General features: G+C 36.2%; 20 protein-coding genes and 1 riboswitch. Of the genes, 14 read left to right on the forward strand and 6 right to left on the reverse strand.

What is annotated here, in order from left to right:
* Positions 1-132 precede the first annotated feature (132 nt).
* From C0975_RS05535 to C0975_RS05560, 6 genes are all read left to right on the forward strand, one after another.
* Positions 133-2172 carry an autotransporter domain-containing protein gene (locus C0975_RS05535; RefSeq protein ID WP_101775396.1) on the forward strand — a complete coding sequence of 680 codons (2040 nt, stop codon included), beginning with the start codon at positions 133-135 and terminating at the stop codon, positions 2170-2172.
* A 564-nt stretch (positions 2173-2736) separates the two neighbouring features.
* Complete coding sequence (locus tag C0975_RS11675) at positions 2737-4254, forward strand: S6 family peptidase (protein ID WP_167383036.1); 1518 nt, start codon at positions 2737-2739, stop codon at positions 4252-4254.
* 19 nt (positions 4255-4273) lie between these two features.
* The gene (locus tag C0975_RS11680; RefSeq protein ID WP_167383037.1) at positions 4274-5146 is read left to right on the forward strand and encodes a S6 family peptidase; all 873 of its coding nucleotides are present in this window, start codon (positions 4274-4276) and stop codon (positions 5144-5146) included.
* Positions 5147-5330: 184 nt separating this feature from the next.
* The gene (locus tag C0975_RS05550; protein ID WP_167383038.1) at positions 5331-6833 is read left to right on the forward strand and encodes a pertactin-like passenger domain-containing protein; all 1503 of its coding nucleotides are present in this window, start codon (positions 5331-5333) and stop codon (positions 6831-6833) included.
* A gap of 129 nt (positions 6834-6962) precedes the next feature.
* Positions 6963-7703, forward strand: coding sequence for a pyruvate formate lyase 1-activating protein (gene pflA, locus C0975_RS05555; protein WP_101775400.1), 741 nt, complete (start codon positions 6963-6965; stop codon positions 7701-7703).
* 421 nt (positions 7704-8124) lie between these two features.
* Positions 8125-10503 (forward strand): YadA-like family protein, encoded by a 2379-nt coding sequence (locus C0975_RS05560; RefSeq protein WP_101775401.1) that lies wholly within the window; start codon positions 8125-8127, stop codon positions 10501-10503.
* Positions 10504-10707: 204 nt separating this feature from the next.
* On the opposite strand, the gene tadA is transcribed toward C0975_RS05560, so the two are convergent.
* From tadA to ampD, 6 genes are all read right to left on the reverse strand, one after another.
* Positions 10708-11208 carry a tRNA adenosine(34) deaminase TadA gene (gene tadA, locus C0975_RS05565; protein WP_101775402.1) on the reverse strand — a complete coding sequence of 167 codons (501 nt, stop codon included), beginning with the start codon at positions 11206-11208 and terminating at the stop codon, positions 10708-10710.
* A gap of 18 nt (positions 11209-11226) precedes the next feature.
* A complete protein-coding gene (locus tag C0975_RS05570) occupies positions 11227-12078 on the reverse strand; it encodes a thymidylate synthase (RefSeq protein WP_101775403.1) in 852 nt (283 codons plus the stop codon).
* A complete protein-coding gene (gene lgt, locus C0975_RS05575; protein WP_101775404.1) occupies positions 12075-12887 on the reverse strand; it encodes a prolipoprotein diacylglyceryl transferase in 813 nt (270 codons plus the stop codon). The genes C0975_RS05570 and lgt overlap by 4 nt, the downstream gene beginning before the upstream one ends.
* Before the next feature lie 9 nt (positions 12888-12896).
* Entirely contained in the window at positions 12897-13691 is a 795-nt protein-coding gene (locus C0975_RS05580) for a sulfite exporter TauE/SafE family protein (protein WP_101775405.1), read from the reverse strand.
* Positions 13692-13693: 2 nt separating this feature from the next.
* Positions 13694-14290: an RNA pyrophosphohydrolase gene (gene rppH, locus C0975_RS05585; protein ID WP_101775406.1), complete on the reverse strand. Its 597-nt coding sequence runs from the start codon at positions 14288-14290 to the stop codon at positions 13694-13696.
* A gap of 551 nt (positions 14291-14841) precedes the next feature.
* The gene (ampD, locus tag C0975_RS05590; protein WP_465263159.1) at positions 14842-15435 is read right to left on the reverse strand and encodes a 1,6-anhydro-N-acetylmuramyl-L-alanine amidase AmpD; all 594 of its coding nucleotides are present in this window, start codon (positions 15433-15435) and stop codon (positions 14842-14844) included.
* 166 nt (positions 15436-15601) lie between these two features.
* Here ampD and ppdD point away from each other — a divergent pair, with 166 nt between their 5' ends.
* From ppdD to C0975_RS05630, 8 genes are all read left to right on the forward strand, one after another.
* Positions 15602-16036 carry a prepilin peptidase-dependent pilin gene (ppdD, locus tag C0975_RS05595; RefSeq protein ID WP_101775408.1) on the forward strand — a complete coding sequence of 145 codons (435 nt, stop codon included), beginning with the start codon at positions 15602-15604 and terminating at the stop codon, positions 16034-16036.
* Positions 16036-17430 (forward strand): GspE/PulE family protein, encoded by a 1395-nt coding sequence (locus C0975_RS05600; protein ID WP_101775409.1) that lies wholly within the window; start codon positions 16036-16038, stop codon positions 17428-17430. The genes ppdD and C0975_RS05600 overlap by 1 nt, the downstream gene beginning before the upstream one ends.
* Complete coding sequence (locus C0975_RS05605) at positions 17427-18644, forward strand: type II secretion system F family protein (protein WP_101775410.1); 1218 nt, start codon at positions 17427-17429, stop codon at positions 18642-18644. Before C0975_RS05600 ends, C0975_RS05605 begins: the two co-directional genes overlap by 4 nt.
* A complete protein-coding gene (locus C0975_RS05610) occupies positions 18641-19360 on the forward strand; it encodes a prepilin peptidase (RefSeq protein WP_101775411.1) in 720 nt (239 codons plus the stop codon). The genes C0975_RS05605 and C0975_RS05610 overlap by 4 nt, the downstream gene beginning before the upstream one ends.
* Before the next feature lie 17 nt (positions 19361-19377).
* Positions 19378-19989: a dephospho-CoA kinase gene (gene coaE / locus C0975_RS05615; protein WP_101775412.1), complete on the forward strand. Its 612-nt coding sequence runs from the start codon at positions 19378-19380 to the stop codon at positions 19987-19989.
* A 19-nt stretch (positions 19990-20008) separates the two neighbouring features.
* Complete coding sequence (yacG, locus tag C0975_RS05620; protein WP_101775413.1) at positions 20009-20209, forward strand: DNA gyrase inhibitor YacG; 201 nt, start codon at positions 20009-20011, stop codon at positions 20207-20209.
* Positions 20209-20475, forward strand: coding sequence for a GNAT family N-acetyltransferase (locus tag C0975_RS05625; protein ID WP_101775414.1), 267 nt, complete (start codon positions 20209-20211; stop codon positions 20473-20475). The genes yacG and C0975_RS05625 overlap by 1 nt, the downstream gene beginning before the upstream one ends.
* Before the next feature lie 218 nt (positions 20476-20693).
* Positions 20694-20820: riboswitch (glycine riboswitch) on the forward strand.
* A gap of 111 nt (positions 20821-20931) precedes the next feature.
* Positions 20932-22305, forward strand: coding sequence for an alanine/glycine:cation symporter family protein (locus C0975_RS05630; protein ID WP_101775415.1), 1374 nt, complete (start codon positions 20932-20934; stop codon positions 22303-22305).
* Positions 22306-22357 lie beyond the last annotated feature (52 nt).

Genomic DNA, 22357 nt, shown 5'->3' on the forward strand with positions numbered 1-22357 from the left:
TTTATATTTTGAATCTTGATCCTTGTTTATCTAGCTGCTCATACCAGTACTGGTCTGGCTAGGTATCTGCCTATTGCGACTTTATGATTGCTCCAATTTTTTGCGTATAAATTAACCTTTAAGGAATAAAGCATGAAAATAAGTAAACTTTCATGTGCACTATTATGTGTATTTAGTACTGCGAGTTTAGCACAGGATGTTGTTGTATTTGGTGATAGTTTAAGCGATATGGGGCAATCAGGTTGGAATAAAAAAGCCTCTTATTTAGATGTTGATGGGCGCTACCACTTACTATATGATGAGTACCTTGCTCAAGCATTAGGCAATAAATTAACGCCTTCGACACAAGGGGGAAATAGCTATGCTTATAGTGGTGGAGTAATTGTTGGGCATAATAGTGCAAATATTAACACTCAGCCAAATTTAGCTTTGCAAAATCAAGTTAAAAATTATTTACAAGCACCAGTTAAGAAAGAGGCGTTACATGTGCTTTGGGCTGGAGGGAATGACTTAGCTACGGTATTAGCAACTGCTGTAACTAAAACCACTCCAGAGGAAAAACAAGCCTATGTATTAAGCAGTATCAAAGAAATGGCTCAAACTATGGCACAGCAGTGGGGGAGATTACAACAGGCTGGCGTGAATCAAATCATTGCACCAACTATTCCAAATATCACTTATACCCCCGAGTTTTTTGATAAATTAGGTGCTGCGGCTGGCGCACAAATCCAGTCAAAATCTTTAGGTTTAATTAAACAAGCAGATTTTATTGCAAGTTTTAAAGGCGCTGTAGAACAGCTTTTAAGTCAACCAACTCATGATTTCCAAGAATTTGAACAACATCGAGTAAAAACATTAGAAAAAGCAGCAGAGGATTTTTATAATAGCCGTTCTTGGCTGACTCAATGGGCATTATCTGCTGCTGGTTATAATGCAAAAAGTATCGCAGAAACGTTGATCAAAGAATATAAAGAAATTGTCCAACAAGCAGCACAAGCGACGGCATTATTGAATGCCAGTATTACTGCCGCATTAAATCAAGTAGGGAGCAATATTGTGCGTATTGATACGGATGGGCTATTAAAAGATATGATTACACGTCCAGCGGAATATGGCTTAACTAATACCACCACAGTTGTTTGTCAAGAGAGTACCGCGGATCCAAATAAAGCAGCTTGTAATCCAACAGATCAAAATATCGCAAATCAACGCTTATTTGCAGATAGCTTCCATCCAGGACCAAAAGCTCACAAAGCAATGTCTGATTATATTCTCAATGTATTACAGACACCAAAAGACATGGCCATTTTAATTCCAATTGTACAACAACAAACTGATCTCGCTTTTGACTTTATTCGTACGGAAAGTAATCGAAATCGCTTGAAACGTCAAACTGAACAAACAGTTGATACTATTGTAGCTTATCAAAAGCAGAAGGGTGGTCATAGTTTACATGTCGGCGCTAAAGTACAATTTAATCCACAGTGGCAATTAGCACTGGTTGCAAGCCAGCAAAAACAGGATGTACAGAGTGGTTTAATTAATGTTGATACTAAAAATCGTGTATTAAGTGCAGCACTACGTTATGACGCAGAGAGTTGGTGGCTAGCCAGTGCTTTACAAATCAATAATACACAGTTAACAACTCAGCGTGTTGCTTATATTGGTCAATCCACTCATCAACAAAGTGGGGAAACAGAAGCGCAAAGTTTGAGTATGGGACTATTCGCTGGCTATGAATGGCAATTTAATGAGTTAGCTGTTGCGTTAGTTGCAGATCTCAATAAAACGAAAACGGATATTGCCGCATTTAACGAACGCAATAAAGGCATTACACAAATGCAATTTGCCGCTCGAACAGAAAAAAGTATACGAAGTGGTGTTGGCGTTGATCTTCGTTATCAGGCAACAGATTGGCAACCTTATTTGACGACCCGTTGGGTGAAAGAATGGCAGAATGATACACCATCTATTAAGGCTAGTTTGAATGGTAGTTCGTTTACAACCACTTTAGCGTCACAAGATAAAACATGGGTGAATGTTGTCGCAGGATTACAATTTAAACCAACGAATAGTAGTTTATATGCAAATTTGGGTTTGAGTCGTGATCTTGGGCGTAAAGATAACCTATCAAATACCACATTACAAGCTGGTATTGGTATAGAATTCTAAAAAAAGTGACCGCACTTTTCACTTTTTAATGAACTAACTCGATATTTCTTTATAAAGAAATATCGAGTTGTTGTTATTGCTTTTATCAATTCTATTAATCATCTCTTACTTTTTAGTCTTATTTATGTCTTAATTGTATTTAATTAAGAATCTATTCTAATCTCAATTTTTTTATAACAATTTTGCTCATTTTCTTTTCTTCTTGGTTAATTTTTTAGCAAACTTTAGCTTAATTATTTCACAATATTAGCTTTAGTAGTAAGCGATATTAAATATGTCTTTGTAAAAATAAGTCATTAAAATACAACCTGATTCTTTATTATGCTGCATTACTAACTTGCTTTCATTTTAATCTTTTTTTAGGTGAAAATAAGACATAAATAAATTTGATTATATTTTATATTGTGCAAGGTGTTTTTTATGCATTTGATTTGTTTTTATTAGTGAAATTTTTTATTTGTTTTTATTTTTTTTGTAGAATGCCAATCTTTAATTTATTAATGACTTATTTAACTATGAATCGAATTTTTAAAATAATCAAAAAATATATATGGGAAATATATTGTGGTATCTGAATTTGCTAAGCAAGCAGGTAAAAGTAAATCCTTAAAATTAATTTTACCTCTCAGCTTAGTTTCTTTAACTGCCAGTGCTTCTTTAGTCACAGATCAAATTCCGTATGAAGATTTTCGTAATTTTGCTGAAAATAAAGGGCGTTTTCACATCGGAGCAACCAATATTCCCGTCTATGATAAGCAACGACAAAAAGTAGGTACGGTTTTACCAGATGGGGTACCAATGCCAGATTTTAGTGCAGGACATAGTCTTTCTCTAAATAAATATAAGCAACATCAATTAGGTATTTTGACTTTAGCTCATCCTCAATATGTATCCACGGCACAACATCAATATGTTGCTAAATATGACATGATTCATTTTATCAATAATCCTTATGGCTATCGGATTGTTAATTTGAATAATACTGAGCCTGATAATACAAAATTTACTGGGACCTCAATTAGTAAACATGATTTTAGTACGCCTCGTTTAAGTAAAATGGTTACGGAGATCGTGCCAAGTGAAACTATCACTGATAATGAATGGGGCTTAGTGACAGAAGCAGAAGCTATTACAGTTAGAACTGGCAGTGGAACTCAATGGGTTTGGAATTCTGCCGAGAATCATTTAACACAACAAGCAGATACTTATCAGTATTTAACTGGTGGGCTTTATTCAAGCTTTAATGTAATGTTTTATAATAATCATTTCTGGCAAAAATATAATGTGCTGACAAAAGCAAAGGATATGTTGTTTACCCATATAGAGCCAGGAGATAGCGGTAGCCCGCTCTATGTATTTGATAAAACAAAAGGTATTTGGAAATTAGCTGGAGTTACTTCTTTTGGTTCCCATACTAATATCTCTGATAATTTGAATACTTTTGAGCATGAAACGGGTTATGCTATTTTTAAAAGAAGTATATTTGATGCAAGTGTAGCTAAAAATAAAGGGACTGAGCTTACTTTAAGTAATAATCAACAAGTCGTTTGGACAAGAGAAAATGGTGAAACAGAGGGGCATAGCCAATTAAAAGACAATAATAGTGAACAGAATTTTAGTATTGCTCGGCAATCCAGTTGGAAAGTAGTTGGGGCAGATGAAGGAAAAGATCTTTATGTTGATGGCGGTAGCAAAAACGCTCTAGCTGAAATTGATATAAAAAATGATATTGATCAAGGTGCTGGAGGAATCTTTATTGGTACTAAAAAAACAAGCCACATTCGCTTATATAGCAGCAATGGTGCATCTTGGTTAGGCTCTGGAATTTGGATTGGTAAAGGCAGTGAAGTTGAGTGGCAATTAAGACAAGGGGCTAAAAGAGACTATGAGAATAATGTTATTTTCTATAAGAACTCTGATGAAAAAATCGAATTCAATGGTGACCGTTTATCTAAGTTAGGTAAAGGGACGATGAAAGTGAGTGGTGAATACACAGGGAATTATATAAATAGTGGGTTGAGTATTGGTGATGGTGAAGTTATTTTAAATACAATAGGAGCGGAGTCCTTTTTCTTATATTGAGTTAGTCAGTGGACGGGGATTGTTAACATTTGGTCAATCTAATAATCAAACCATTAATCAACGTTATGGCGACTTAAGCCAATATATTTATTTTGGTTATCGTGGCGGTAAACTTGATTTAAATGGGCAAACCTTGTCATTGAATTTGTCAAAAAGCCTGAACAATGATGAAGGGCTGAATATTGTTAATCATCACTCAAACCAGCTAGCGCGACTTGAACTTAAAGCTGAAAAAGGAGAGAAGCATATTATTAATGGCTTGTTTGGTACACGTGGTTATTCCGTCTTATCAGATTTAGATGATGCAATCGTTAATGAAGCTAATTTGATGGATAAAAAGCGTGAAGAAAGAGTAAATTTCGAGTTAGTAAAAGAGCTATTAAATAAAAAGCTTGAGTCTGATAGAAAAGATTTTATTACTAAAGCTAACAAAAAAATTTACTTATTACCACATAATGGTATTCCCATGTGGTGGGGTGTAGAAGCGAATAATTATTGGTTAGAAATTTACAGCAAACAGTTTGAAAATCGCCATAATGGACAGTTTGATATTAGTTATCAGGGTAATAGTAAAGTAAATGATAAAGTAACTAGTAACACTGACAGCATGTTACTCCTTTCAGGTGGTTTAAATCTGAACGGTAATTTTACTATTGAGAAAGGCAAGGTAATTTTCTCTGGGCAACAGGTCAGTTTTGCTGATGAATATGAAAAAATGTCATCCGTTGCTAAACCAGTGATCAAAGAGAATGAGTGGATTACTCGTGATTTCGTGATGAAAAAACTGGAACTTAAACAAGATGCAAAAGCAGAAATTGGGCGTAATGTAGGGATTTTTAGCGCAGAACAAATTATTACCAATGGTAATAATGATATTAAGTTAGGCTATTAAAAATAGTGATTCAACAGTTTGCTACAGTGGCGAAACTTTTTGGAAAAATGAATGCCAAGTTAAGGAATGGGATAAAACCACTTACGATAGTATGCCGCAGAGTTTGATATACGTAAAAGAAGGAATCCAATCAAAAGGTTCCAATAACAATATTCGAGTAGGCAAAGCGATTTTATACTCAGGAATGAATCGAGAGAATTCAAGTAATAATAATTTAGTTAATTTGACCTTATCTAAAGATGCAATTTGGCAATTGCCACGAGCAACGAAAGCAAATGAAGCTCATTATTTAGGTGATTTAACATTGGAAGCAGGTTCGAAAGTACTGCTTAATCCAGAGAATGAGTTTCATACATTTAACCAACTGAATATCCAAAAGCTTTCTGCTGGTAACGGATATTTTCGCTTTAATACGGATTTAGCTTCTTTAATTGGAAATAAAGTGATCATTCAAGAGGCTCAGGGTGAGCACATGATCTCTGTACAAGACTCAGGTAAAGAGCCTTCATCAATTAATGAACAGTCATTCGAATTTTTTAAGGTTTCTGGTAATAATACAGCTTCATTTAAATTAGAAAATGGACATATTGATGCTGGTGCATTTCGTTACAAAATGACCGATTTATTATCTCCTCGCATAAAGCTTGCTGAGCTTAAAAGAATAGATAAATCTTTTGAAGAAAAGCAACAAGCAAAACGTATTCGTGCGCTAACTGAAGAGGATAAACATGCGGCGGAGTCTTTTATTATAGAAACACCATTGTTTAAAGTAAAAGGACTTTCCCACGTTATAGAAAAATCATTTAAAAAAGAAATCAGTAAGTACACTAATACTGCAATGTCAGAGTTTTCTGCTGCGTTACATAATTTAGCTGAGGTAAATTCGAGCATTCATCAACATTTGGTACAAGAAAATTTGACAGGTAAGTCTTTTAATGTTTGGAGTGCGGTAAAAACATTAAATGCCGATTACCATAGTATGTATCATCGTGATTATCGTAAGACAGGCTCACAACAACAATTTGGTGTTGATTTTTCGGCTAACCATAACCTGTCATTTGGTACTATGCTAACTCATTCCCAAGAAAATAATCGTTTTGCGGATGTTTCTAGCAGTCGGGGACGCTTAACAATGTTTTCGGTTTATGCTAAGCATCAGCTAATGGATAGTTTATCAATTGCTATGGATTTGGGTATGGGTCAGTTGAGTAATCAAATTGTGCAAGATGAGCAATCAGTTGCAGTGAAACACAACGTTAAACAACTGGGCGCAACTTTGGCAAAAACTTTTGCGTGGGATGCTGCTGAAGTAAAAACATTAGCTGGTGCTCGATATAGTATGTTTGGAAAAACGAATTATGTACAAAATCAAGCGGTAGTACATCTTGATTCAACTCGCTTGTTGTCTTATTTCAGTGGGCTTAATTTAGGTTATCGCTGGCAAGCCAATCCAAGCCTAGTAATCAAGCCTGTTTTAGGTTGGTATTATATGTTACATCATACTAATGCGAAGCTGACAGTGAATGATCATCCGTTTAATCTCCAGTTAGGTAACCAGCAACAACTTGAAGCAGGGATGAATATTGGTATAAATAATATTCGTGTTGAATTGCTTGCTGGAGTGACAAAAGGAGAACATCTTAAACAACAGCGACGTTTCAGCGCCAAGCTCGCTATTTCATTCTAAAAGTGATGGGGATGTTTTGATCCCCATCATCAATTTTTATTTTATTTTGTAAAAAAATTGTCCGTGATTTCTGATCTGATGTAGTAGAATAAGCATAATTTGAATTGAAAATTTGCTTAAGGGAATACAATGTCAGTTTTGGCACGTTACCATTCTTATGAGTCCTGTGGCACCGTTGATGGACCAGGCATTCGTTTTATTTTATTTTTGCAAGGTTGTTTAATGCGCTGTAAGTATTGTCACAATCGAGATACGTGGGATTTACATGATGGTAAAGAAATTTCCGTTGAAGAGCTTATGCAGGAAGTAGTGACATATCGTCATTTTATGAAAGCATCTGGTGGTGGTGTCACGGCATCTGGTGGTGAGGCGGTGTTACAAGCAGAATTTGTTCGGGATTGGTTTCGCGCTTGTAAAGAAGAGGGTATTCATACTTGTTTAGATACGAATGGTTTTGTGCGTCATTATGATCATGTTATTGACGAGCTAATGGATGTGACGGATTTAGTCTTGCTTGATTTAAAACAATTGAACGATAAGATTCATCAAAATTTAATTGGTGTACCAAATAAACGTACTTTGGAATTTGCTCAGTATCTTGCAAAACGTAATCAACCAGTTTGGATTCGTTATGTTGTTGTGCCCGGATATACGGATGCAGATGAAGATATTCATTTGTTAGGTAATTTCATTAAAGATATGAAAAATATTGAGAAAGTAGAATTACTTCCATATCACCGTTTAGGAGCACATAAATGGGAAGCGTTAGGTGAAAAATATGAGCTAGAGAATGTTATGCCACCAACGAAAGAATCTTTAGAGCATATTAAGACGATCCTTGAAAGATATGGACATATTGTGAAATATTAAAAAATTTATAGATATAATAAAAAAGGCTAATAATTTAATTATTAGCCTTTTTTATTATAGTTAGGCAATGTCTAGCTATGAGTAAATATACTTTATGCTTATGAAACAAAAGGGATTTAGAAATGAAAAAACTCACTTATGCTGTAAGTATTGTATAACTTTTATTTCTATTTTCATTAGGAAAATAATTCAAAATATTTTTATTATTTAAATAAATTTATAAAAAATACGATATAAAGAAACTATTGATAATGAGAATATTTTAGCATCGATAAAATTTATAAAAGGCTATACATTAACCTATAACTGTGTAAAATACCGACACTTACTCTTTTGGTTTCTTACCTCTATGAGAGGAAAGAAAATATTTTTTAGTAAATTATCATTATAAATCATATGGTTATAATTAGGTGTTTAAGCTATGAATAAAATTATTTGGAATCATACTTCTCAAAATTGGGTGATCGTTTCTGAATTAAGTCCTGTAAAAAGTAAAACTAAGCCAGTATCAGTAGCGAAAATAGTTAAAACTACCGCTACTACGGCAGCGCTCTTGTTAGGTTTCGGATTACCTACCGCCAACGCTACATTAGGGGTAGATCTACACTTTTATAGTGTACAAACAGGGCAAACTCAAGGTGGTAGTAATTATAAAAATGACGGTGCGACAGGTGAAGATTCTTTAGCAGCTGGTATTCAAACTAATGCAACTGCTCAACAAGCTATTGCTATCGGTAGTGAAGTTACAGCCTCAGGAGAACAATCATTAGCTATTGGTAATAATGTTGTTGCAAATATGTTAGGTGCAACTGCAATTGGTAATAATACCAGAGCTACTGCTATAGGCGCTCAGGCTTTTGGTCAAAGTTCTAAGGCAACTGCAAAAAATTCCGCAGCTATTGGTCGATTAGCAACAGCTACAGGAGAACGGGCCTCTGCTTTTGGTGTTGGTAATACCGCATCTGGCATTTCATCTTTTTCTGGAGGTGATAAAAGTAAAGCGTCAGGTTCTGCTTCTATTGCAATTGGTTTAGAAGCTGATGCTTCTGGCAATGATACTATTGCATTGGGTTCAAAAGCGAAATCTAGTGGTATCAATGGAATTGCGATTGGTAAAGATGCTGCAGTGACAACAAAAAATAGTATTGCCTTAGGTTCTGGCTCAAAAGATCGTGAGGCAACTTCAGAAGATAGTGCAACAGTCAATGGTATTTCATATTCTAATTTTGCAGGTAATAAAAAAGCGGATGGAACGACTAGGAATGCTAATGAAATTAGTGTAGTAAGTGTCGGAACACAATATAATGAACGCCAAATTATTAATGTTGCACCTGGTAATATTTCAGCAACATCAACAGATGCAATTAATGGCAGCCAGTTATATATGACTCAAAATGTGATTGGTAATATTAGTAAAGGTGTAGCAAATATTGTTGGTGGAAATACGATAGTAAATCAAACAACAGGTGCTCCAGAAGGTTTTACTCAAACATTAAATATGACAGGCGATACAAAAGATACGGCTGATTATAAGCCAGCAGCTTCTGCAAAAAATGTTTCTGAAGCAATTACCCAATTAAATAATTACGTCAACGCGGGATGGAAACTGGGTGACGCAAATGGGACTGTTGTTGATCGTGTTACACCAAATGATCAAGTTAATTTCAAAAACGGTTCAAATACGAACATTCAAGTCACAAGCGATGGTAAAACCAGTAATGTCACTGTCAATATAAATGGTTTACCAATTACTTACACAACTAAACAAAATGGTAAAGATGTTCCTGTTGTTAAAGTCGGAGATAAATATTACCCAGTAGGCGAAGAAGGCAAACCTGATATGACGAAGCCAGTAGCTGATTTGAGTACATTATCAACGAATCTAGTTAATCCAGAGGCTGGTGAAAATGAGATTGGTAAAGCATCTCAATTGAGTAATGTTGCTAATGGGGCAAATACTTTTGTTTCGCCAAAAGTTGATAATAAAGATATCAAACTTGCAAATGATGGCAAATGGTATTTCTCTACTCAATTAGAACCGAATGGTTTACCAAAAGCAAATAGTGTTCCTATTACATCAGATAAAGTAAAAAATGCTTTGAATGCAACAAATAATGGTGGCCTTATTAATTTTGCGGAATCTAATCCAAATAATGCTGCTACTGTGGGAGATTTGCAAAATTTGGGTTTTGTTATTAGTACTGCAGATGATCAATATAAAGAACAAGTTCGTAATAGCAATCGTATAGAATTTGTGAGTGCAAATAAAAATGCGACTATGACAGGTACAACTCGTCCAGATGGTGTACGAGAAGTGAAAGTTACTATTTCAGATACTCCAGTATTTAAAACAGTTCAAATTGGTGGGGATAATGGACCTAAGATTGGAGCAACTACTAGTGGAGATATTGTTATTAGCAAGCAAGAAAATGGCAATGAGAATGCACCTGCTCGTATTACTAATGTAGCTCCTGGTGTTGATGGTAATGATGCTGTGACCATGAATCAACTTAAAGAGGTTAAACAAAATTTAGGCGATATAAATAACCTTATTAAGAAAAATAATAAGAAATTACATGCAGGTATTGCCGGTTCTAATGCAGCAGCAGGATTACCTCAAGTTTATATTCCGGGTAAATCAATGATAGCAGCAGCGGCAGGTACTTACGGTGGTCAAAATGCGGTTGCGATTGGCTATTCTCGATCAAGTGATAATGGTAAAGTGATATTGAAGCTCCAAGGTAATGCAAATACTAATGGGCGTTTTGGCGGTTCTGTGGGAGTTGGTTATCAATGGTAGAATTAATGTGATTTTATCATTATTAATTAAATAATAGCCACTTTTAAAGGTGGCTTTTTTATTTACCAACCGTTATAGATAATTATAGTAGTTAAAAATATGCCTTAACATAATGTGCAGGTAAAATAAAAGAATAGACTCTTTTCCATAAAAGTGCGGTTAATTTTAAACAAATTTTGGAAGACAGAAACGAGAAACTGAACTTCATTTTTCAATGTTATTCTTTTGTTTAATCACTTTTTTCTGCTCTCTACGTTTTTGGAAAAAAGTACTGAGTTTTTGGCTACATTCTTCTTGTAGCACGCCGCTGGTAATTTCAATACTGTGATTCATTTTATAATCATCAAAAAAATGAAAGCGGGAACCAACGGCGCCTGTTTTGTAATCAGAAGCACCAAAAACTAGCCGTTTGATACGACTATGTAAAATTGCACCCGCACACATTGTACAAGGTTCGAGGGTGACATAAAGAGTGGTGTTAAGTAAGCGGTAGTTCTGTAAGCTTTTACCGCCTTGCCGTAACGCAACGATTTCTGCGTGAGCGGTGGGGTCAGAATCGGTGATCGATAAATTCCACCCTTCACCAATAATATTGTCTTCATCATCAACTAAGACGGCACCTACAGGAATTTCGCCTAGGGCTTCGGCGTTATCTGCCAATGTCAAGGCATGTTGCATCCATTTCTTGTCTAACTCTGACCGCACTTTTACCTCTAACTTTGATTAAACAGAGAAGGGATATTTAATTGGATCATGGCATTGATAGCCAATAACTTTGAAATCATCCATAGTGACCCAAGTTTCTAAGTCTTCTAACGTTTTGATATCTGGATTAATTTCTAATTTTGGCAGTGGCAGTGGCTCCCGTTTTAATTGTACATTTTTCATCAGCTCGAGCTGATCTTCATAAATATGTGCATTAATAATCTTGTGATAGGCTTTACCTGCTTTTTTACCAGTAATTTGTGCCATTAATGCTAAGAAAGTGAATACTTGGATTTGATTGAAATTTAACCCCAGAGGTACGTCACAAGAACGTTGATAACTGGTAAGATAAAGCGTATCACCTAAAAGTGAGAAAGTGTGAGTATGCATACAAGGGCGTAAGCAACCGAGATCAAATTCACCTGGATTGAAAAAGGTCATGATTTCGCCGCGATCATCAACGCCTTTGCTCAAGTTATTCACAATTTTACGTAGTTGGTCAATCGTTTCCCCATTTGGTTTACGCCATGCGCGTCCTTGTACGCCATAAACACGTCCCATATCATCTGTGCCTTTACGATGTGGATTATTTAACCAAGCTTCATTTTCATTGGCATTTGCATCCCATGTTTTTGTACCAAGCTTGCGAAAATCTGCGGCATTGTCATAACCACGGATATAGCCTAAAAATTCTGCGATAGCAGCTTTCCAGTAACTTTTTCGCGTTGTAATTAATGGGAACTGATTATTAGCAACATCATAAGTCAGATCTGCATCAATGACAGTTAGACAACGTTTACCTGTACGCGCATTTTCAACCCAGACACCTTCATCAACGATACGTTGGCAGAGTGCTAAATAGTGTTTCATGAAATTTCTCCTTTTTTGACCGCACTTTTGTAGGCAAGCATAACAATGACTGCACCAATGATGATCATCGGCATAGAAAGAATTTGTCCCATCGAAATTTGCTGACCAAAATACAAGCCAAGCTGAGCGTCAGGCTCGCGGAAAAATTCAACAATAAAGCGGAATAACCCATAGAAAAATAAGAATAACCCCGCAACTGAGCCTGTTGGACGCGGTTTTTGTATAAACCAATTTAAAATGAAGAATAAAACTAAACCTTCTAGAAATGCTTCATACAATTGGGAAGGGTGACGAGGTAAATAACCACCTGATGGGAATAGCACTGCCCACGAAACATCAGTAACACGGCCCCAAAGTTCATCATTAATAAAGTTACCGATTCTGCCCATTCCTAAACCAAAAGGAATTAATGGAGCAACAAAATCCGCAGTATGCCAAAACCCACGCTTTTGTATTTTTGCTGTGATGAGCATAGATAAAATAACCCCAATTAATCCACCATGGAATGACATCCCACCTTCCCATACACGCAATAAATAAGCAGGATCTTGGAGGAAATAGTCCAATTGGTAGAAGAAGACATAACCAATGCGGCCACCTAAAAAGACCCCCATGAAACCATTAAATAATAAGTTATCAACTTGTTCTATTGTCCAGCCACTATGGGGCTGATTAGCACGACGTACAGCGAGCCAACGCGCAAAAATAAAGCCAATAAGATACATTAAACCATACCAGCGTAAACCAATAGGACCGAGTTCAAAAATCACAGGATCAAACTGTGGAAAAGATAAATAATTTGATTGCATAGCATTCCTTTATTTAAAAATCATATTTATTGCAAGAATAAGTAGCAGTACCGCAAAGGCTTTTTTCAAGATAGGCACAGGTAGTATAGTCGTCACTGTGGCACCAATTTTGGAGGTGAAAACAGAAGTGAGCGTGATACCCAATAGGGCAGGTAAGTAAACATAACCGACAAAATAATCAGGTAATCCTTCCGCTCCCCAGCCTGCGATCATAAAACTAAGCATCCCAGCAATAGCTAATAAACTGCCACAAACAGCAGAAGAGCCTATCGCTTTTTTCATATCAATGCCTCTTGAGTTTAAAAAGGGTACAATAAAGCCACCACCACCAATACCTGCTGCACTGGATGCCATGCCAATTAAAATACCTGCAATGATAGTAGATGTTTTAGTGAGCGCTTTAGTAACAGAGTTTGGTTTGACTGATAAGAACATTTTGATTGAAAGGTAGACAACTAAACAAGCAAACAATTTGGCTGAAATGTCTTTCGGTAAGTAACTGATAAAAAAGCCTGAAATAAAGGTTGAAATCATGATAACTGGAGCAAGAATTTTTACGACATCCCATACCACATTACCTAACTTATGATGCCGTTGTGCAGAAGAAAAACCTGTAATCACAATGGTGGCAAAAGAGGTACCTAGTGCACATGCCATTAGCATTGAATCTGGTACGCCGATATATTTAGGCATGAGGTAAACAAGAATGGGCACAATAATTAAGCCACCTCCAATACCAAATAAGCCAGCTAAAAAGCCAGCAAATGCACCAACTGCCAGACATATAAGAAAAAAGGTGAGCATAATCAACCCCTATATTTATGATGTTGTCTTTTAGAATTTTTAGACGAAAATGAGGATTTTTTAGCTGAATGAATTTGTTTTACATCAGTTTCAGGCTTGCTACTCAAGAAATTATAGTCTTTATTTGTGTCAAATAGGACAGCGGCAAATTCTTTCATTGCTTTACGATAGACTTCTTTTTTGAAAGCGACGACTTGACGTACTGGATACCAAAAACTGACCCAACGCCACCCATCAAATTCAGGTGATTTGCTGGATTGTATATCAATATTTTTTTCATCGGAAACTAGTTGCAGTAAGAACCAACGTTGTTTTTGCCCAATACACATTGGTTTACTGTCATGGCGTAACAAGCGCTTAGGTAATTTATAACGCAACCAATGTTTGGAAGCATATAAAATCTTAACATCTTTGGGTGATAAACCAACTTCCTCAAATAATTCTCGATACATGGCTTGCTCGGCACTTTCATTATCATTAATGCCGCCTTGAGGAAATTGCCAAGAATTTTGTCCGTACCTTTTTGCCCAGAGTACCTGTCCTTTGCTATTGCAAATGACGATACCCACATTTGGACGGTAGCCATCGAAATCGATCACCAGCCTTCACCTTAAAAAATATCTATTTAATTCATTATAAAATAATTTATCGATTGTTTCATATAATCGTTCTTTTCTCAACTGCTAATCCAAGTAGGTCGAGGCTTTATTCTCATTTTGTGAGACACACCAATTCTTTCTTACATATGCACATTATTTGCCAGCTGTGGACAACGTTGTTTATAACTACTATATAACCACAAAATAACAGAAAATTTGTGAGAAAAAACATGATATAGATCCTACGGTTATGTTATTTAGTCTCATGAGCTTTCACTTTTTAATCAAGCTGATACTTGACATTTTAATCGCTTGTTTTTTTAGGGCTTAAATTGATGTTCGAAAATACATTTTTTTCAGCAGAATAGCAGACTATTTTACTGCTTTTTTAAGATGATGAGTTATTCACTTTTTCTGTGGATAAAATTGTGGCTGAACCCATGAATTCGTTTTAATAACTCAAATTGATTAATTAATGTTTATCTTTAATTTATAATATTTTATTTAAAATCAAAGAGATATTAAGTTATCCCTTAGTGTATAGACTAGACTTAATCCTGATTATTAACTTGTTTGCTTTTTGAGCATTTTTCTAGTGCTGCACGATAACTTTGCCAATCAAAATATTGACCAGGATCTACTTTTCGACCTGGTGATACATCACAATGTCCAACAATTCGCTCTATTGTAATCAGTGGATAAGCTTGCATAATTTGTTGTGTGAGTGTCACGAGAGCATTGTATTGTTGAGAAGTAAAAGGCTGTAGATTACTTCCTTCAAGCTCAATACCAATCGCAAAATCATTACATTTCGCTCTCCCTTGAAATTCTGAAATTCCAGCATGCCAAGCACGATCACTAAAACTGACATATTGCGTAATATTACCTTGACGATCTATCAAACAATGGGCAGATACTCGCATTTGATAAATTTCTGCAAAATAGGGATGTTGCTTAGGATCAAGTTTGCCTTGGAAAAAATCATCAATATATTGCCCACCAAATTGTTCTGGCGGCAGACTAATATAATGAATAATTAACAGAGAGATATCCTGTGGATCAGGGCGTTGATCAAAGTGTGGTGAGGGGATTCTTTTGACACTATTTAACCACCCTTGTTGGATGTTTTTTTGTAATTTTTTCATCATAACATACTCATTTTGCGATCAAGATCGAGAAAAAGTGCGGTCAATTTTTTTCTATTTTTCCTTTTGTGACAGACTTTATTGGCTAAATTCATTCTTAGTCCGTTTAGCAATATTCATATTTTAGGGCTGTATCCCAGCCCATTTTTAACAAAAGGAATTTCTTATGCAACGATACATTTTTCTTACTATTCAAAAGGGATTTACTTTAATTGAGTTAATGATTGTGGTCGCCATTGTGGCCATTTTAGCGACTGTCGCAATCCCTTCTTATCAAAATTATACTAAAAAAGCTGCCATAGCTGAATTATTGCAAGCTGCCGCCCCCTATCGCGCTGAGGTCGAGTTATGTATTTATAATACGAATAACATTGCTAGTTGTAATGCGGGTAGCCATGGTATTGCAGCGGAGATTAATGCAGGTAAAAAATATTTAAAATCATTAAATGTGAAATCTGGCGTGATCACTGTAACTGGACAGAACAGTTTGGCTGGGGTGAGTTATACATTAACTGCTTCGGGCGATGCTGTTCAAGGTGTAACTTGGCAGGCAACTTGTGGTGAACATGTTGCCTTATTTCCAGCAGGGTTTTGTGCATAATGCGAGTTGATATGCCTTCATTACCTGTCACTACATTAAGTGGTGAATTGATTGAGATCCCTCCTTGTTTATGGCGGAGAAATCAGCAACAGCAAAAGATATTACTACGCTATTTTGCATTACCTTTGCAAGAGGATGAGAAAACGCTTTGGCTTGGTGTGGATTCACTGACTAATTTATCAGCTTGTGAAACCTTTGCTTTTTTGTCTGGTAAAATTGTTGAACCAATATTGTTGGCAACTCAGGAACTAAAAAATACGTTACAGCAGTTATTACCGCAACACTCGTCTATAGAAGAAAGTCCAAAAATTTGTTATCAAACGCTACAACAAACGGATGTTGAAACACAATTAGATGAACCTATTATTCAATTGTTAAATCAAATTTTTGAGCGCGCATTACAGCAAAAAGCTTCTGATATTCATTTTGAACCACAATCGAATGTATTACAGTTACGCTTTCGTGTAGATGGTGTATTGCAGCTACAACCACCATTAGCATTGTCATTGGCTAATCGATTAATCACTCGTCTTAAATTGCTCGCAAAACTCGATATTAGTGAAACACGTTTGCCACAAGATGGGCGTTTTCAATTTAAAACGGCGTTTTCTGATGTACTTGATTTACGTCTTTCTACATTAGCAACCCATTGGGGCGAAAAAGCCGTATTACGCTTGCAGCATAATAAGCCCGTTAATCTCACTTTTTCTGCTTTAGGCATGAATGAATTTCAACAACAATCTTTTCAGCGTGCGCTTAAGCAGCCACAAGGATTGATTTTAGTTACAGGACCAACAGGAAGTGGCAAAAGTATTTCACTTTATACCGCGCTAAATTGGTTAAATAGTACAGAAAAGCATATTTTAAGTGCGGAAGATCCAATTGAGATTGAGCTTGAGGGAATTATCCAAACGCAAATTAACCCTCAAATAGGGCTTGATTTTAGTCGTCTATTACGCACTTTTTTACGTCAAGATCCTGATATTATCATGCTAGGTGAAATTCGTGATGAAGAAACAGCAATCATGGCGTTACGTGCTGCACAAACAGGTCATTTAGTCCTTTCTACACTACATACCAATGATGCGAAATCAGCCCTTTCTCGCTTACAGCAGCTTGGGATTCAGCAACATGAAATTGAACACAGTTTGTTACTTGTTATTGCACAGCGTTTAGTACGCAAGTGTTGTATTGAGTGCGTAGGAAAGCCGCAAACTAATTGCAATTGCTATCAAGGTTATGCTGGGCGGAGTGGTGTGTATCAATTTCTGCAAAAAGATCAGAACGGCAATTTTGTACTTGATTTCAATACATTAAGAGAAAGTGCGATAGATAAAGTCCGTTTAGGTATTACGGATGAAAAAGAAGTCCTGCGTGTCTTGGGGGATAAATGAGTAAGTTAAAACTGTTTCGTTGGCGCGGGATTAATCGTTTAAAACAAACACAAAAAGGCATGATTGTTGCTGAAACAGAAGCTATCGCAAAACAACGATTAATTACTCGTGGTTTCCAGCAACTTAGATTACAACAAGATTGGCAGCTTTCGACTAAACCTAAAAATAGTGAGATTTGTGAGCTTTGGAGTCAATTTGCTTTTCTTTTACAATCAGCTTTGCCATTAAAAACCAGTTTGCAAATATTGCAGCAAAATTGCCTTAATATTCAATTAAATCAATGGGTAGTGAATTTATTAAAGAGCTTGGAGAATGGTATTTCATTATCAGTTGCTTTACAACATGCAGGTAATCATGTGACAACTCAAGAACGGCAATTGATCTATATTGGTGAAATGACAGGAAAATTGCCACAAATATGCCAACAAATTGCTGAACAACGTAAAAAGGCATTAGCATTACAGCGTAGAGTGCAGAAAATCTTATTTTATCCTGTTGTGGTATTAAGTATTTCTGTGATTTTAACGACTTTGTTATTACTATTTGTTGTGCCACAGTTTGCAGAAATATATGCTGAACAACCTTTACCTGTTTTCACTTCCCTATTATTAAGTTTATCCATGGGATTACAGAGGTATTTTTTACAAATAATACTGATATTGAGCTTACTCATCCTATTAATTCACTTGCAATTAAAATATTCTCTCTGGTTGAATCGGCAAAAAGTAAAATTGATTCAACGGATTCCATACTTGAATAAAATAACTCAGCTTAACCGTTTGGTACATTTTTGCCGTCATTTACATCTGATGTTGGCCGCAGGGGTTCCGTTAACTCAAGCATTAGATTGTTTTTTACCTAAACAACAAAGTTGGCAGAGAGAGACAACATTGCAATATGACTTTGTGTTAGTGAATGAAGTGCGGTCGGTTTTGCAGCAAATTTCCTATGGAAATACATTCTCTGATTCTATTAGTACCACGCTATTTCCAGATTCAGTACAACAGATGTTACAAGTCGGTGAGAAAAGTGGCAAATTTGTTGCTATGTTAGATTATATTGCTGATAACTATCAGCAGCAGTTAGAACATCAATTGGATTTGCTTGCTCAGATGCTAGAGCCTTTGCTGATGTTGCTCATTGGTAGTTTAATTGGATTAATTATGCTTGGTATGTATTTACCTATTTTTAGTATGGGAGCAGTGATGCAATGAATCTGTTGCTTTTTATCTTACTTGGTGGCATGGTGGGATTAGCAGTACGTTATTATTTATCGCATTTTGCGTATTGGGTTGCACAAGAAATTTATCAAGCATATCGTGCAATATTTGCGCCTAACATACCAGAAACTATGTCGCTATCATCAACACTCTCCCCAATAAAGTGCGGTCATTTTTTCTCTTTTTTCATCTACTTTGCTGCTGTGTTCATTATCTGCTATTGTGTGTTTAACCCACTATATCAAGCCTTGTTTATGGCCTGTTATATTAGCCTCTTAATTTGTATTTCATTGACGGATTGGTATTATCAATTGATTTCGTTACCTTTGTGTCAAGCATTGTTCGTTCTAGGGCTTGGGGCAGCATGGGCTAACATCAGTACTATTACACTTGAGCAGAGTCTGCAAAGTGCATTCAGTGGCTTTATGGCATTTTATGTGATTTATCTATTGGCTAAATGGGTTTATGCAAGAGAAGCATTAGGCAGAGGAGATTATTGGTTGATGTTAGGACTTAGTTCCGTCTTACATTGGTCACAATTGCCTTTATTAGTTTTGATTGCTTGTTGCTGTGCGATGGGATATGCATTTTTCGCAAAATTCTATAAACAGGCGTACTGTCAACTTCCCTTTGCACCTTTTCTCTGTTTAGCGGATATGGTCATGATATTGCTTAATTGGAAGCACGAAAGTATGATCAGCCTGTTTTAATAAGATAAGGAAAATAGATGACTTATATTGTTGGACTCACAGGTGGGATTGGAAGCGGTAAAAGTACAGTTGCGAATTTATTTATTGAACTGGGTGTACCTGTCATTGATGCGGATATAGTAGCAAGGCAAGTTGTACAGAAAGGCTCGCCATTATTGGCACAGATTGTGACACATTTTGGAGAACAAATTTTACTCGATAATGGTGAATTAGATCGTGCACAATTAAGAACACGAATTTTCCAACAACCAGAAGAAAAGATATGGTTAAATAACTTGCTTCATCCTGCTATTAGACAGGAGATGTTAAGGCAAATCTATGCCCAAACTTATCCTTATGTTCTTTGGGTTGTACCTTTGTTAATTGAGAATAATTTAACAGAGCTATGTCAGCGTGTACTGGTTGTTGATGTAAAGCTTGAAACTCAATTACAACGTACTAGTCAACGTGATGGCAATCAGATTGAATTAATTCAGCAAATTATTCATGCACAAGTCGATCGTTATACACGATTAAGTTTTGCTGATGATGTGATCAATAATGATGGAGATTTATCGCAAACATTAGTTGCTCTGAAACAAAAGGTGTTAGAATTACATCATCAATATTTAGCTTTAGCTAAAGCGTAAAGAAAGTGGTGAAAAATATATGTCAGAAATTTTTAATGTACCTTGTCCAATTTGCCAAAAAGCAGTGGAGTGGTCAGAGAAAAGCCCGTATCGTCCTTTTTGTAGTAAACGTTGTCAATTGATTGATTTAGGTGAATGGGCTGCGGAAGAAAAATCTATTCCTTGTGAAACAGCAGATTTTGCCATGAATGAAGAATCTGAAGATTGGAGAGCGCATTAATGCAAATTCAGCATCAACAAACTTATTGTGAAGGTGAGTTTTTCTTGTTAGATAAAATGGGTAATAAAGCAGCACAACTTACTTATTTTTTTATAGATGAGAAAACGATTAACGCTAATCATACTTATGTTTCTCCAACTTTACGTGGACAAGGTGTGGCAGAACAGTTATATCAAGCATTAGTTCGTTTTGTTGATCAAAATCAGCTTCATCTTATCCCAACATGTAGCTATATAGTAAAAAAATGGCAACGTGATAATCGATAATTCCATTTAAAGCAGGTTTAAAAGATCTGCTTTTCTCTATTTTTAAACTAACATTACACTTCTTGTTTTTTGCATTTTATCTGCTAAAATTTAACTCACTTTTTTTGAAAAATTCAACAAAAGTAAGTTCGGATGAAGGTAGCTGGAGAGTAGGGAATTGACCCTACGCCGACGAGGTAAAATCTTTCAGGCGCTGATAATAAGCAGGGACTGTTACTGGACGAACCCTTGGAGAGAGCCGTTATATTAAATTAAAAAATATAAAACGGCCGCCGAAGGCGCAAAAAGAGCGGTCAGTTTTTTCCGTTTTTTCAAACGCTCAGGCAAAAGGACAGGGGCAACAAGACTATTCGGTTTGATGTTTTACACACATTTTTTGTGTGTCATTCTATTTTAACTCTTCCGCAAAATGCTTTTGCCTCCTTGTAATTCGTTATTTTTTACGAGGATCTTTTAATGTCATTAGAATCAATTTTATCATCAGTCAACAGCTTTGTTTGGGGACCGCCCTTATTGATTTTGCTTTCAGGAACAGGGCTGTATTTAACTTTTCGTTTAAGTTTCATTCAATTTATTCATCTGCCACGTGCATTATCTTATTTATTCAAAAAAGAAAAAGGTACAAGTAAGAAAGGCGATGTTTCTTCTTTTGCTGCACTATGTACCGCATTAGCTGCAACTATCGGTACGGGGAATATTGTTGGAGTTGCCACTGCTGTGCAAGCTGGTGGTCCTGGTGCCGTGTTTTGGATGTGGTTAGTCGCATTATTGGGGATGGCAACAAAATATGCTGAATGCTTATTAGCGGTAAAATATCGAGTACGTGATAAGCAAGGCTTTATGGCTGGTGGACCTATGTATTACATTGAGCGTGGCTTAGGTATTAAGTGGTTAGCAAAGCTCTTTGCGCTTTTTGGTATTTTAGTAGCATTCTTTGGGATTGGGACTTTTCCTCAAGTTAATGCAATTACCCACGCAATGCAAGATACATTTAGTGTACCTATTCCATTAACGGCATCGATTATTACTGCGCTGGTTGCGTTGATTATCCTTGGTGGAGTGCGACGGATTGCAATTGTATCCTCCTATATTGTGCCTTTTATGGCTGTGCTTTATGTGGCGACATCTATCATTATTTTATTAATCAACTGGCAATTAGTGCCACAAGCTGTTGGGCTAATTATTCATAGTGCTTTTAATCCAAGTGCCGCATTAGGTGGTGCGTTAGGTTATACCGTAATGAAAGCTATTCAGTCTGGAGTAGCTCGTGGGATATTCTCTAATGAATCAGGTTTAGGTAGTGCGCCAATTGCTGCGGCAGCTGCACAAACTAAAGAACCTGTGCGTCAGGGATTGATTTCGATGACTGGGACTTTTTTAGATACTATTATCGTTTGTTCGATGACTGGAATCGTATTGGTGATTACCGGTGCTTGGCAATCGACAGATATAGCAGGTGCTGCCTTGACAAACTATGCTTTTACTGAAGGTTTAAGTTCTAATTTAGGCGGTACGATTGTGACTGTTGGCTTATTATTTTTTGCATTTACTACAATTTTAGGCTGGTGCTATTATGGTGAACGCTGCTTTGTTTATCTTGTAGGTACCCGAGGTATCAAGTTGTATCGTTTTGTCTTCATTGTATTAGTCGGTTGTGGGGCTTTTATTCATCTCGATTTAATTTGGATTTTAGCAGATATTGTAAATGGCTTGATGGCATTTCCAAATTTAATTGCATTGATTGGATTGCGCCACGTCATCGTCAGTGAAACGAAAGATTATTTTGATCGTTTAAAAATGAATAAAGCTGATGCAGATGAGTTAGCTTAATTTTTAATTGATTGAAATGTAAGCAAAAAGATTGAGAGGATATCAAAATAGA

Source organism: Pasteurella oralis (genome assembly GCF_002850605.1).
Lineage (GTDB): Bacteria > Pseudomonadota > Gammaproteobacteria > Enterobacterales > Pasteurellaceae > Pasteurella > Pasteurella oralis.